Source organism: Candidatus Binatia bacterium, assembly GCA_035631035.1.
Taxonomy (GTDB): Bacteria; Eisenbacteria; RBG-16-71-46; order SZUA-252; family SZUA-252; genus DASQJL01.
Window position 1 is genome coordinate 42,841 of the sequence record DASQJL010000050.1, and the last position, 12,745, is coordinate 55,585.

Annotated in this window: 10 protein-coding genes; 2 read left to right on the plus strand and 8 right to left on the minus strand. The window is 71.1% G+C overall.

Annotation, left to right across the window (positions count from 1 at the left end; all coding sequences use genetic code 11):
* Positions 1-2 precede the first annotated feature (2 nt).
* Together VE326_04685 and leuS are read left to right on the plus strand one after the other, a co-directional pair.
* On the plus strand, positions 3-971 hold the full coding sequence (locus VE326_04685; protein ID HYJ32493.1) for a hypothetical protein: 969 nt from the start codon (positions 3-5) through the stop codon (positions 969-971).
* Positions 964-3,540 carry a leucine--tRNA ligase gene (gene leuS, locus VE326_04690; GenBank protein HYJ32494.1) on the plus strand — a complete coding sequence of 859 codons (2,577 nt, stop codon included), beginning with the start codon at positions 964-966 and terminating at the stop codon, positions 3,538-3,540. The genes VE326_04685 and leuS overlap by 8 nt, the downstream gene beginning before the upstream one ends.
* Positions 3,541-4,197: 657 nt before the next feature.
* Here the strand turns inward: leuS and VE326_04695 are convergent.
* From VE326_04695 to VE326_04730, 8 genes are all read right to left on the minus strand, one after another.
* Positions 4,198-4,536 (minus strand): hypothetical protein, encoded by a 339-nt coding sequence (locus VE326_04695; GenBank protein ID HYJ32495.1) that lies wholly within the window; start codon positions 4,534-4,536, stop codon positions 4,198-4,200.
* Positions 4,536-4,913: a hypothetical protein gene (locus VE326_04700; protein ID HYJ32496.1), complete on the minus strand. Its 378-nt coding sequence runs from the start codon at positions 4,911-4,913 to the stop codon at positions 4,536-4,538. Before VE326_04700 ends, VE326_04695 begins: the two co-directional genes overlap by 1 nt.
* A 31-nt stretch (positions 4,914-4,944) precedes the next feature.
* Positions 4,945-6,999: a glycoside hydrolase family 57 protein gene (locus VE326_04705; protein ID HYJ32497.1), complete on the minus strand. Its 2,055-nt coding sequence runs from the start codon at positions 6,997-6,999 to the stop codon at positions 4,945-4,947.
* 10 nt (positions 7,000-7,009) lie between these two features.
* Entirely contained in the window at positions 7,010-7,714 is a 705-nt protein-coding gene (locus VE326_04710) for a tetratricopeptide repeat protein (protein ID HYJ32498.1), read from the minus strand.
* Between the two features lie 67 nt (positions 7,715-7,781).
* Positions 7,782-8,588 (minus strand): hypothetical protein, encoded by an 807-nt coding sequence (locus tag VE326_04715; protein HYJ32499.1) that lies wholly within the window; start codon positions 8,586-8,588, stop codon positions 7,782-7,784.
* A complete protein-coding gene (locus VE326_04720; protein ID HYJ32500.1) occupies positions 8,575-10,569 on the minus strand; it encodes an SNF2-related protein in 1,995 nt (664 codons plus the stop codon). The genes VE326_04715 and VE326_04720 overlap by 14 nt, the downstream gene beginning before the upstream one ends.
* Entirely contained in the window at positions 10,566-11,954 is a 1,389-nt protein-coding gene (locus tag VE326_04725) for an MBL fold metallo-hydrolase (GenBank protein ID HYJ32501.1), read from the minus strand. The genes VE326_04720 and VE326_04725 overlap by 4 nt, the downstream gene beginning before the upstream one ends.
* A gap of 5 nt (positions 11,955-11,959) precedes the next feature.
* Entirely contained in the window at positions 11,960-12,739 is a 780-nt protein-coding gene (locus VE326_04730) for a hypothetical protein (protein ID HYJ32502.1), read from the minus strand.
* Positions 12,740-12,745 lie beyond the last annotated feature (6 nt).

Here is a 12,745-nt window from a genome sequence, read left to right on the forward strand (position 1 = left end):
CCATGCTGAAGCGGGGAACCGCGATCGCCTACGACGAAGCGGAGCGCCTGCTCGCCGGGGACGCCGCGGGACTGCCGCCGCTCCTCGTCGCCGCGGGCCCCGACGAGTACCTGCGCGAGCGTCTCGTGGACGCCTTCCGCGCCGGAGGGGAGCGGGACGGCTCCGAGTTCTGCCGCCTCGAGGGCGACGATCTTCAGCCGGCCTCGCTCGCCGAGGCGCTCGCGTCGATCTCCCTCTTCTCCTCCTCGCGCCGGATCTGGATCCGGGAAGCCGCGAAGCTCGACAAGGCGTGCGAGGAGGCGCTGCTCGACTGGTCGCGCGGCTCCGCCGACGGCGCGCGCGTTCTGGTCACGACCGCGCGGGAGATCCCGGAGCTGAGGACGCTCCAGGCGCTGGCCGCGGCGGGCGCCTCCACGACCTGCGCGCCCCGGCCGGGGGAGGCGGCGCGCTGGGTCGCCCGGATGATCGACGAGGCGAAGCTGGTCCTGCCGCCCGGCGCCGCCGAGGCGCTGGCCGGAGCCGCGCGCGATCTGCTCGAGGCCCGCCAGGAAGTGGAGAAGCTTCGCGTGCACGCCGAGCCCTCGGGCAAGGTGCCGCCCCGCGCGCTGTCCGCGCTGCGCGGCGCGCGCGCCGGCGGGTCGCTGGACCGCTGGGCGGACGCCGTGCTCGCGCGGGACGCCGCTTCGGCGCGGCGCGAGGCCGCCGCCCTCGATGCCGAGGGGGTGGGCGGCGGGAACTCGCTCTGGGCCGTGGCCGAACGCGCGCTCGCGGCGCTCGAGCCGCAGTCGTTCGGCTATCGCCGCGCCGCACCCCGCGTCGCGCTCACGCCGTCGGCCGCCCGGGCGGCGCTCGACGCCGTCTACGCGGCCGACCGCGCCCTCAAGCGGGGCGAGGTGCGGGACGCGGAACTTCGCGATCTGATCGAACGGAGACTCATGGCAGCGGAAGGAGCGACGGGAACGCATGGCTGAGCCGCGACGAACCGGACCGGACACCGCGCAGCCCGCGGAGGAGCCGCGCGGGGAAGAGCGCGGCCGGAGCTACCCCTTCCGCGAGCTGGAGGCGGCCGCGCGGAAGCGCTGGCAGGAGGAGCGCCTCTTCGAGCTGGACGATCCGATGAAGGCGGAGCGCCGCTTCTACTGCCTCAACATGTTTCCCTATCCCTCGGGCGATCTCCACGTCGGCCACGGCCGCAACTACATCCTCGGCGACGCGGTGGCGCGCGTTCGGAAGATGCAGGGCTTCACCGTGCTCCAGCCGATGGGCTGGGACGCGTTCGGCCTGCCCGCGGAAAACGCGGCGATCAAGAACCGGACGCACCCCGCGATCTGGACGCGGAAGAACATCGCGCGGATGAAGGCGCAGCTCTTTGCGTGGGGCGTGATGTTCGACTGGAACCGCGAGATCTCCTCCTGCGAGCCGTCCTACTACCGCTGGACGCAATGGATCTTCCTCAAGCTCTACGAGCAGGGGCTGGCCTACCGCGCCATGGGGGCGGTGAACTGGTGCCCCTCCTGCCAGACCGTGCTCGCCAACGAGCAGGTGGTGGACGGGAAGTGCGAGCGGTGCGGCACGACGGTCGAGACGCGCGAGCTGGAGCAGTGGTACTTCAAGATCACCGACTACGCCGAGCCGCTCCTGCGCGACCTGGCGCTGCTCGAGCACTGGCCCGAGAAGGTTCGCGTGATGCAGTCGAACTGGATCGGACGAAGCGAGGGCGCGTCGGTGCGCTTCCCGGTCGCCGGCCGCGAGGCGGCGCTCGAGATCTTCACGACGCGCCCCGACACCCTGATGGGCGCGACCTTCATGGTCGTGGCCGCCGAGCACCCGCTGGTCGCGGCGCTCGCGTCCGAGGGGAAGCTCTCGGCGGAGGCGGTCCGCTTCGTGGACCGCCTGAAGCGCGCGCGGGTCGAGAACCGCTTCGCCGTGGAGACCGAGAAGGAGGGGGTCGACCTGGGGCTCAAGGCCGTGCACCCGCTGACGGGCGCCCGCCTCCCGGTCTGGGTCGCCAACTACGTCCTGATGGGCTACGGCACCGGCGCGATCATGGCCGTTCCCGCGCACGATCAGCGCGACTTCGAATTCGCGACGCGCTACCGCCTGCCGATCGTCGAGGTGATCCGCCCCGCCGAGGGCCCGGCCTTCGACGGAACGGCGGCGTACGAGGGGGACGGCGTCCTCGTCCACTCCGCGCCGTTCGACGGGCTCCCCGCGGAAGAGGGAAAGCAAGCGGTCGTGAAGGCGCTGGAGAAGGAGGGGAAGGGAGAGGCGCGGGTGAACTGGCGCCTCCGCGACTGGCTGATCTCGCGGCAGCGCTACTGGGGGGCGCCGATCCCGATGGTGACCTGCCCCTCATGCGGCATGCAGCCCGTGCCCGAGTCGGAGCTGCCCGTGATCCTGCCGGAGCAGGTCGAGTTCGAGCCGACCGGGAAGTCGCCCCTGCTTTCCAACAAGGCGTTCCTCGAGACCAAGTGTCCCAAGTGCGGCGGCCCCGCCCGGCGCGAGACCGACACCATGGACACCTTCGTGGACTCGTCGTGGTACTTCCTGCGCTTTCTGAGCCCGAAGGCGGAAGACCGTGCCTTCGATACGGATGCGGTGAACCGTTGGCTGCCCGTCAACCAGTACATCGGCGGCGTGGAGCACGCCATCCTGCATCTCCTCTACTCGCGCTTCATCGTGAAGGTCTTCCAGAAGATGGGCCTCGTCTCCTTCCGCGAGCCCTTCGAACACCTCTTCACGCAGGGGATGATCACCAAGGACGGCGCCAAGATGTCCAAGTCGCACGGCAACGTCGTCCCCCCGGACGCCCTCATCGAGCGCTACGGCGCGGACACCGTCCGCCTGTATACGCTCTTCATCGGCCCGCCCGAAAAGGAGGCCGAGTGGAACGACCGCGGCGTCGAGGGCGCGTACCGATTCCTCACGCGCTACTGGAAGGTGATCGAGGATTTCACGGAAGCCAACGAGGTTATCCCGGGCAGCAAGCGCCCCCAAACCGCGCCGGTGGCCGGACCCCGGACCGCCTACGCCGCGTCGGGCCCGGCCAGGGACCTGCGCCGCCGGGTCCACCAGCTCGTCCACCAGATCACCGGCGACGTGGAGCGCTTCCACTTCAACACCGCGGTGAGCGGCCTCATGCAGGTCGTGAACGCCGTCCAGGAATACCAAGCCGCGGAAGGAGATCTGAGGGCCCCGGAAGTCGCCGAAGCGGTCGATCTGGCCACGAGGCTCCTGGCGCCCCTGGCCCCACACACCGCAGAAGGCGCCTGGGACCGCCTGGGACACCCCGATTCGATCGTCCCGACCCCCTGGCCCTCAGCCGACCCCGAAGCCCAGCAGAGCGCCTCCCAAACGCTCGCCGTCCAGGTCAACGGCAAGCTGAGAGCCCAGATCCAGGTCCCGGCAGCCGCCAAGAAGCCCGAAATCGAGCAGGCGGCCCTGGCCGACCCCAAGGTGCAGAAGTTCACCCAGGGCAAGCAGGTCGTCCAGGTGATCGTCGTCCCAGGCAAGTTGGTCAACGTAGTCGTCCGAGATTAGCCGGCGGAGCCAGTTCAGGGGGCCAGGGCCGAGGTCTGAAAGGCCGACCCGTGGGTAGATAGCCCAACCGGGATTAGAGGCGGAAGGCCGAAGGCCGACCCGCCCAAGGCCGAAGCCCCTCGGACCCGCTTACGGGACCGCCGATGGGGGGAGGCCCGCCGATCGCCGATCGGTATTCATGTCCAACTTCACGCCCAAGCCATGGCCGGCGAGCCAATTCGGTCCCGGCGTGAAGTTGACATAATACCCCTTATGCGACATGCATTCGAACGCCTGGGGCCGCGCCCTGCGGCAGGCGCCAACACGTGATCGGCTTCCGCCCTGTTCATAGAGATTACTTCTGCGGGCAGCCCCCGACTTGCGCCTGGCGCAAGTTGACCGAACCGTCTACTCGCCCCGGGGCGAGTTGTGGTGACTCTCAGTCACTGGCCAAGCGCCCGGAGATGGCGAGGCCCAACTTGCGCCAGCGCAAGCTGACCGCCACTCTCCAACTTGCGCCAGCGCAAGTTGACCGACGCGCTCCCGACTTACGTCAGCGCAAGTTGACCGTGTGCCCGCGCCCGAACCTGCAAAACCCGCGACAAGACCCAACAAAAAGGGCCCCGGAACACACCGAGACCCTCAGCCTTCCTCAATTCCCGTAGAAAGCCGCCAGACCTACTCCCGCTCCACGACCTCACCGACCCGATCCCGCACCTGCTGCATCAGCGTCGTGAGCTTCTCCAGCACGTACGTCGACTGCTTCGTGTTCTCCTCGATCGCCAGGATCACCTGGATCGACTGCGCGATCCAGAGCAGGTTCACGAAGATCAGCCCGCCCGAGGCGCCGTACTTGAGCCATTCGATCAGCTCGAGCTTGTCGCCGTTCATGACGCTCCGCGCGATCCCGACCGGCGTGACCACCACGATCAGCGCGAACACGAGCCAGGCGCCGATCGTCATCGCCTTGGCCAGCCGGCGGAGCAGCCAGAAGCGCTTCTCGGGGATCATCGACATCAAACCTCCATGCGGTCGGCCACGTCGCCGAGATATGGGATCCGGACCGTCTCGCCGGAGAGCGCCTTCGCGATGCCGTACAGCGCCGCGGCCAGGAACAGGAGTCCCAGGGCCAGGCGCAGCACCGCGCCGGTGACCACGCCCAGGACGGGGATGCGCCCGAGGGATCCGTCCACGATGGCAACCGCGACCATCCCCGCCGCTTCCGCCAGGAAGAGGACCAGTCCCTGGCGCGCGTGAAAGCGCACGAAGCGGTTCCGGGGCGCGTCGAGGAGTCCGATCAGGAAGAGCCCGGGGAGATAGGCGACGGCGGCGAGCGCCCGGCCGGTCGCGATCTCGCGCTCGGATATCGCTTCGTACGGCGGCCGTGTCGCCACGGGGGACGGATAGCACGCGGCTCGTAACCCGTCAAGCATGGGGCGCATCCGCCGCGTCGAACCAGCCCTCCTCCGGGGCGCGCTCCTCCACGGCTTCCCCGCGCCCGACCACGAGACTCCAGGGGCGGGAGCCGGCGGATCCCTCCGGCAGGAGCGCGAGCGGGATCCGGACCTCCACCGCTTCCCCGCGCTCGTAGGAGCCGCCGGGTGAGCCGTCTTCCCAGGCGAGAGCGCCACGATCGGGGCCGTCCAACGGAATCCGCACCACCCGCCCGTGCGCCACGCCGGCCGTCAGCCGCAACGCGGCGCCCTCCCGCGAACCGCCCGGAGCCAGGCGGATCCTCACGAGCAGGTCGTCTCCCTCCCGGCGCCACCGGATCCGCTCGAGAAGGCCCGAGACCCGGTGCATCGAGCCGGCCGCGCCCGCCGCCTCGTAGCGCGCGGCGCCGGCCCACCCGGGCCCGTCCTCGCCGACGTCCTCCGCATGGTCGACTCCGCGAAAGCTCCGGCTCAATACCGCCGGGGGCTCGAGTCCCAGCGACGCGTACACGCGACGCAGAAGTCCCCGGAAGAGCGCGTCGAAGACGTCCTTGTGATCGCTCTCGTGGTCGTCGCCGTACCACCAGAACCAGTCGCTTCCTTCCGCCGCCTGCAGCGCCTCGCGGGCATCGGCCGGCGCCTCGCCGCCGCGCGCAGCGAGAAGCGCGCGCGCGTCGCGCAGCGCGGCCCAGGCAGCGTTCTTCTCGGGATGTCCGATCCAGATCCCGAGGTCGTCCCGGATCCAGGATCCCACCGGCACGCGCGGCAGCGTCTCCGCGGGGGGCATCCGCTCGAGCGCCTGGGATACGGTGACCGCCTCGATCGAGGGATGACTCTCGAGGCGCTCGTAGAGCGCTTCGAGAAAGGGGCGCCCGTCCTCCTCGTAGCCCTCCCAGCAGTTCTCACCATCCAGGATGACTGTCACGAGCGCCGGCCCGGACCCCTTCGCGTGGGCGGCCGAGGAGCGGATCTGCTCGACGAAATCCTCCGCCGCGTCCACGGCGTCCCAGCGCTGGTAGACGAATCCGATGCGGTCGGAGAGCGCGCGGTCGCGGAAGATCATCGACAGCGGCCCGGCGGACGTCTCGACGCGGTAGGGGCGGCAGCGCGCGGCGGGCCAGTCGGGCGGGTCGATCCCTCCCTCGCTCGCCAGCGCGCGGCGGAGCACCGTCTCGTCCGAGGCGGCCCAGGTGAACCCCTGCGCGCGGATCAGGTCGAGCGCGGCGTCGCTCACCGCACCCTCCGGCGGCCACGTGCCGCGCGGCGGAGCGCCGAAGCGCCGCGCGTGGCTCGCGCGCGCGCTCTTCAGCTGCGCCTCCGCCTCTTCCGGCGCGTGAAACGGCGGATCGGGGAGCGGGAACGCGGCGCCGGCCTCGCGAGGCGCGTCGCTGTCGACGAGGAGCGGCAGGATCGGATGGTGATGGGCGGAGGCGGCGATCTCGATCTGCCCCGCCGTGGACGCCTCGCGGTAGGCTGGGATCACCGTCCCCGCGAGCGCGCACCCCCAGTCGAGGAGCGACCGCTTCTCGTCCTCCGTGTACCCCTCCCCTTTCGCGAGGAGGGACCGCAGCGGCTCCTCGCCCGCGTAGGAGGGATCGGTCCAGGCGAGGTGGAACCAGACCTGGAGGTCGCGCAGCTCGGCTTCGGTCAGCGGCGGCCCGCCGGAGCGCTCCTCCCCGGCGCGGCGGAGGAGCTCGCGGTAGCGCGGCCGCGGCTCGAGCATCCGCTCGCGGTGCACCGAGAAGAAATCGCGGAGCAGAGCCGCGCGGTCTTCGGGCGCGAGCGCGGCGGGCGACGCGCGGGCGAGGCGCAGCGCCTCGTCTTCCCCGCCCGCCGCGATCCGCTCCAGCTGGTCGAGCAGGACGGGGGTCAGGTTGAACGTGCAGCGGACGCGCGGGTAGGCGCGCAGAAGGTCCACCATGTCGCGGTAGTCCTTCGTGGCGTGGAGGCGCGTCCAGGGAAGGAGCGAGCGCCCGGACGCGGGATCGCGGTAGCTCGGCTGGTGCATGTGCCAGACGAGCGCCAGCAGGATGGGACGCGCCGACATCGGCGCCGGGTCAGGGTGCCGCGGGAGCGGTGACCGAGAGCTCTCCCAAGTGCGTGTTGGCCGCGTCCTTGATCGGCACCTCGGCGCCCGGGAGCGTGGCGGTCTTCTGATAGATCTCCACGGCCTTCCGGGTCTGGCCGGCGCGCATGAGGCTGCGCGCTTCGGACAGCATGGCGCGCCCGCGATCGTTGTCGCTGGTCGAGCGCTCCGCCGACTTGGCGTAGGCGTCGGCCGCGGGGGCGAACTGTCCCCCGTCCTCGAGCGCCGCGCCCAGGCCGAGATAGCCGGCGCGCTCGAGCGTCTTGTCGCCGCCGGCCTTGTCCACGAACTTCTGGTACCAGGTGGCCGCTTCCTTCGGATTGCGCTGCGCCATCATCGCGTCGCCCAGGAGGAGCATCGCGTCGCGAGCCGCCCGGGTCCCCGGCGAGTTGTCCACCAGCTCCTTCAGCATCGGCGCCGCCGACTGCGCGTCGCCCTGCGTCAGGGCCACCTGGGCGCGGAAGAGGTCGCCCATCGCGCGCTGCTCGGCCTGCGCCCGGGTGCGGAGGACGAAGAAGACGAGCAGGGCGAGAAGAAGAATCCCGCCGGCGGCGATCAGGATGGTCCGTCCGAAGCGCTCCCAGACCTCGGTGGCCCGGAAGGCCGCGGTGACGAGCGGGTCCTCCTTCATCTGCCGCTTGGTGAGCTTCTGGTGCTTCACGAGATGCGTCGACATGGCGCGGGACTCCAAGGGATGAGCGTCGATTACGAGTCGCCGAGTTTACCCCGGCTCCCGGGGAGTGTCAAACGGGCGGCAGAAGGGTGATCAATGCGGCCGCCACGAGCCGCGCTTCGGTATCGAACGCGCGCTGCCGCACGGCGGCGGCGAGCTTCCGCTCCCAGTCCTCCTTCAGCTGCAGCATCCGCCCCGCCTCGCCGTCCGTGGGGCGGCGCCGGCGGCCCGCGCGCTCCTCGGCGATCAGCGACCGGAAGTGCACGCTCAGCGTGCGCATCTCGCGGTGGAGCTCGCGGCGCACGCGGTCTTCGTGCGGGCGGAGCCGCGTCCGGATCCGAAGCTCGAGCTGCCGGAGCGCGCGATGCCAGGCGCGCGTGAGCCGCTCGGGATCGGGGGTGTCGAGGAGGCCCGCCTCCTTCTCCGTCGGGGCGCGCAGCGCCCCGTCGCGGGGAGCGCGGACCCCGCTGGTTGCCGCGATCGGCAGGGTCTGCGCGAGCAGCTCCTCGGGGAGGTCGTCGCTTCCGTACCGGATCCGCCAGTGGAGCCGGACCCATTGCGCCGGCGCCTCGCTTCCCTTGGGAAGCGGCGCGCGCGCGACCAGCCGCGTCACCGTGCCCATCGACCGGCCGATCAGGAGGATCCGCTCGGTCATCGCGGCGTCGGCCTCGGCGCCGCGCGCGGCGCGCCCGGCCGGCGAGGCCACGAGGCGCACCCGATCCGTCCCGAGTTCCTTGGCCAGCGGCTCGGGAAGCGACGCCTCCCACACGCCGCCCCCGCGGCGCGCCACCTCGGCGCCCCGGGTCTCGAGGATGGCCGCGAGGAGCTCGGGCAGCTCAGCGCGGGGGCCGTCTCCGGAGCGCTTACGTGTCGCCATTCTCCACTCCGTCCAGGAGCTTCCGGTCGAGGTCCTCGACCGCCTCGTAGCGCTTGCGCCCCACCAGGAGCGCCGCGCCCAGCTTGCCGAACTCCCGCTCCAGGTCCCGCTCCCCTTTCGCGTTCGCCCAGATCGTGAAGACGGCGTCCTCGAACGATCCGGCCTCGGCGTAGGGTCCGAGCACCATGTCCATGTCTCCGATCACAGCGCGGAAGAGGTTGATCTTCTCGTGCACGATCTCGAGCACGTAGTTCTCGACGGTGTTCTTCGCGGTGAAGTTGAAGACGCGCACGTCGTGCGTCTGCCCCAGCCGGTGGAGGCGCCCGATCCGCTGCTCGATCCGCATCGGGTTCCAGGGGAGGTCGTAGTTGACGAGCAGGTGGCAGAACTGGAGGTTTCTCCCCTCGCCGCCCGCCTCCGTGCTCACGAGCACGCGGGCGCGGTCCTTGAACTGCGCGATCGCCGCCTCCTTCTCGCGAAGGGAGAGCGCTCCGTGGAAGACTGCCGTCTTCACCCCCAGCCCGCGCAGCGACCGGGCCAGGAACTCGAGGGTCGCGCGGAACTGGGTGAAGACGACGAACTTGTCGCGCGAGGAGTCCACGATCTTCTGGATCCCCTCGAACTTCGCGTTGGTCTCGATGGCGCGGGCCCCCTGGAGGAGCGCCTCCAGCTCGTTGCGCGCCTGGCCGGGCGTCTCGCGCGCGAGCAGCTTGGCCAGCGTGGGCGCCGCGGCGAACGTGCTCGAGCCGATCTCCTTCTGCAGGGTGAGGAGCGTGAGCTTGATCGCCCCCCGCCGGTTCTCCTTCTGCGTCTGCACCAGGCGGCGCACGAGGCGGGTCACGTTCTCGTACAGCTCCCGCTCGGCGGGACTCTGGTCGAATAGCACGTTCGTGACCTCGCGCTTCGGGAAGCGGATCGAGGTGCTCGCGCGCGTGGTGCGGATCATCGTCTCGGAGAGGAGGTTCGCGAGGCGCTGGGTGTTCTGCGGCATGCGCCGGTCGCCGCGCCGCATGAACTCCCGGCCGAACGTGCGGTAGGTGCCGAGCAGCCCGGGGCGGAGCAGCTGGACCAGGTTGTACAGCTCGTGCAGGTCGTTCTGCACCGGCGTCGCGGTGAGGAGCAGCAGATAGCGCGGCGCCAGCCGGTCGAGGAACTTCCAGGCGAGCGTCTTCTGGTTCTTCAGCCGGTGCGCCTCGTCCACGATCACCAGATCGAACGAAGCCGCGGCCACCTTCTCCCGGTGGCGCAGGAGCTTCGCCGTGTCCATCGAGGCGAGCAGAAGCGGCTCCTCCCACCAGGGGGTGCCGTGCTTCAGGATGGCGAACTCGAGATCGAACTTCCGCCGCAGCTCCTGGTCCCACTGCTCGACGAGCGACGCGGGCACCAGGACCAGCGCGCGCTGGACGAGGCCGCGGAGCAGGTACTCCTTGAGCACGAGCCCCGCCTCGATCGTCTTCCCCAGCCCCACCTCGTCGGCGAGGAGCGCGCGCCCCCGCATGCGGCGGAGCGCCGTCGCGCACGCCTGGATCTGGTGGCCGTAGTGCTGAACGTCGTGGAGGCGGTCCAAGCAGAGAAGCCGGTCGAAGCCGCGGTGGAGCGAGTAGCGCTCCACGCGCAGGCGCAACTCGTGCTCGCGCGCCGCGTCGTAGGGCCCGGTGAGGAGGCGCTGAACCAGGTCCTCGGCGCCGGGCGCGATGCGGAACTGCCCCCGCGTCGGCAGGTCGAGGCCGAGGCGCACCGAGGCGGCGGCCGGCGCCGACGCGACGGCCGGCGGCCCGGTCGCGCGCCCCGCGCCGCGCGCCGGCTCGAGCGGATAGAGCGACGTCAGCCGGCGGATGCCGTTCGAGAAGGCGATCTCGAGCACTTCGAAGCCGTCCCGCTCCCGAACCTCGACGATCAGCCCCTCGCCGAACGCGCGGTGCACGACGCGGTCCCCCACCCGGAATCCGGGCGAGCGCGGGTGCCCGCCGTCGCGGCTCATCCGAGGTCCCACGTCTCGCCCTCGGTCGGGATGCGGCAGTTGAAGCCGGGCCGCAGCGCGGCCCGGAGCGCTTCGGCGCGCAGGAGGTCGGCGTGCACGATGGCGCATCCGGCCGAGGGGGCGCAGCACTCGGCCTGAGCCACCAGCGCGGGATGGTCGGCGTGCGCGCTGAATCCGTTCAGCACCTCCACGCGGGCGCGCACGGCATGCGGATCTCCGAAGATCCGGACCTCGGGCAGCCGGTCCACCAGGCGCTTCCCCAGCGTCCCCTCCGCCTGGTAGCCGACGATCAGGATGGTGTGGCGCGGATCCTCCACGGTGTGGCGGAGGTGATGGAGGATGCGCCCCGCCTCGCACATCCCCGAGGCCGCGATCGTCACGAACGTGCCGGGCTTCTCGTTCAGCTTCTTCGACTCCTCCGGATCGCGCACGGCGATCACACGCCTCATGCCGAGGGGGTCCTCGCCGCGCGCGAGCGCCGCGCAGGTCTCGTCGTCGAAGACCTCCGTGTGCCGCGCCACGATCGCCTGCACCTCGTTGGCGAGCGGGCTGTCCAGGTAGACGGGGAGGGAGGGAATCCGCTTCTCGGCCTCCAGCCGGCTCAGCGCGTGCACCACCTCCTGCGTCCGTCCGACGGCGAAGGCGGGGATCACGATCCGGCCGCCCCGATCCACCGCCTCGCGCACCACGCGCTCGAGCGCGGCCAGGAGCGAGGGCTCGTCGGGGTGGATCTTTCCGCCGTAGGTCCCCTCCGTGATCAGATGGTCCGCGTGCGGGAGCGGGGCCGGGTCGCGGATGATGGGACGGTGCAGCCGCCCCAGGTCGCCGGTGAAGACCAGCGAGCCGGAGCGCCCGTTCTCCTTCCAGCGGGCCTCCACGTGGGCCGAGCCCAGGATGTGCCCCGCCTCGTGGAAGGCGACCGAGAGGTCGGGCCGGACCTCGAAGACCTCGCCGTAGGGGTGCGGACGGAACTGCTCCAGCGTGCGCTCGACGTCGCGGGTGTCGTACAGGGGGATCAGCCGCTCGCGCCCGTGGCGGCCCCCGCGGCGCCGGTTCATGTACTCGGCGTCCTTCATCTGGATGTGCGCGGCGTCGAGGAGCATCGCGCGGCAGAGGTCCGCCGTCGCGGCGGTGGCGTGGATCGGCCCCTCGAAACCGCTCTTCACCAGGAGGGGAATCGCGCCCGAGTGATCGATGTGCGCGTGCGTGAGCACCAGCGCGTCCACGGAACCCGCGTGGAACGGGAGCGCCTGGTTCCTCGCCATGGACTCGGCGCGGCGCCCCTGGAAGAGGCCGCAGTCCAGCAGCACCGTTCCCTGGCGTCCGGCGAGGAGGTGCTTCGATCCGGTCACGGTGCGTGCCGCGCCCCAGAAGGTGACGCGCACGCGGGCTAGTCTCCGGGGTAGAGATGGATCCCGAGACTCAATTGGCCCATCGACGTGAACTGGGAGTTGGAGACCATGGCGTACCCGCGGATCGAGACGTCGGCCGAGAAGCGGGGGCGGATGAAGCGCTCGAAACCCGCTCCCACGACGGCGAACGCCCCTTCGTTGACGCGGCTCGACTGGTCTTCGGAGAAGATGATGTCGGGCGAGGCATAGCCGAACCCGCCGACGAAATACGGCATGGCCATGCGTTCGCGGTGGACGTAGAAGACTCCCTCCACCGAGACGGTGGTGGCCACGACGTGGCTGTCGGCGAAGACGCCGGTGTTGATCGGCGCGTTGATGGCTCCGAAGCGCTGGTGCTCGAACGAGAATCCGACGGCCGCGCTGGGCGAGACCATGTAGCGGAAGCGGAAGGCGTAGCCGGGGCCGTTGTCGAATCCGTCGGCGAGACGGGAGTTCCCCCGGATCGCCCCGTACTGCCCCTGGATTCCGACGCTGATCGTGTTCGGGCGCTGCCGGCGCTCGAGCACGCGCGCCGGTTTCTCCGGCACCGGCTCGGGCTGGCGCCGCGCGGCGCGCCCCGCCTCGGACGAGACGGCGACGAACAGCCCTTCCCCGTCGCGAAGGAGCAGCGTGCCCCCTTCGCTCGCCGCCGCGTCCCGCGCCTGCGGCGCGCTCACGGCGCTTGGGTTCGGGTACGATGCGTGCGCGGACGGCGCGTAGGCGGCCGCGATCAGGAGCAGCGGGCCCAGCGCGAGCGCCCCGACGACTCGGTCTCTCATCTCCAT

What these genes read in the sequence shown, in the direction of transcription:
- VE326_04685 (HYJ32493.1), top strand. Translation starts at nt 3, where the DNA reads ATGCTGAAGCGGGGAACCGCGATCGCCTACGACGAAGCGGAGCGCCTG.
- leuS (HYJ32494.1), top strand. Translation starts at nt 964, where the DNA reads ATGGCTGAGCCGCGACGAACCGGACCGGACACCGCGCAGCCCGCGGAG.
- VE326_04695 (HYJ32495.1), bottom strand. Translation starts at nt 4,536, where the DNA reads ATGTCGATGATCCCCGAGAAGCGCTTCTGGCTGCTCCGCCGGCTGGCC.
- VE326_04705 (HYJ32497.1), bottom strand. Translation starts at nt 6,999, where the DNA reads ATGTCGGCGCGTCCCATCCTGCTGGCGCTCGTCTGGCACATGCACCAG.
- VE326_04710 (HYJ32498.1), bottom strand. Translation starts at nt 7,714, where the DNA reads ATGTCGACGCATCTCGTGAAGCACCAGAAGCTCACCAAGCGGCAGATG.
- VE326_04715 (HYJ32499.1), bottom strand. Translation starts at nt 8,588, where the DNA reads ATGGCGACACGTAAGCGCTCCGGAGACGGCCCCCGCGCTGAGCTGCCC.
- VE326_04720 (HYJ32500.1), bottom strand. Translation starts at nt 10,569, where the DNA reads ATGAGCCGCGACGGCGGGCACCCGCGCTCGCCCGGATTCCGGGTGGGG.
- VE326_04730 (HYJ32502.1), bottom strand. Translation starts at nt 12,739, where the DNA reads ATGAGAGACCGAGTCGTCGGGGCGCTCGCGCTGGGCCCGCTGCTCCTG.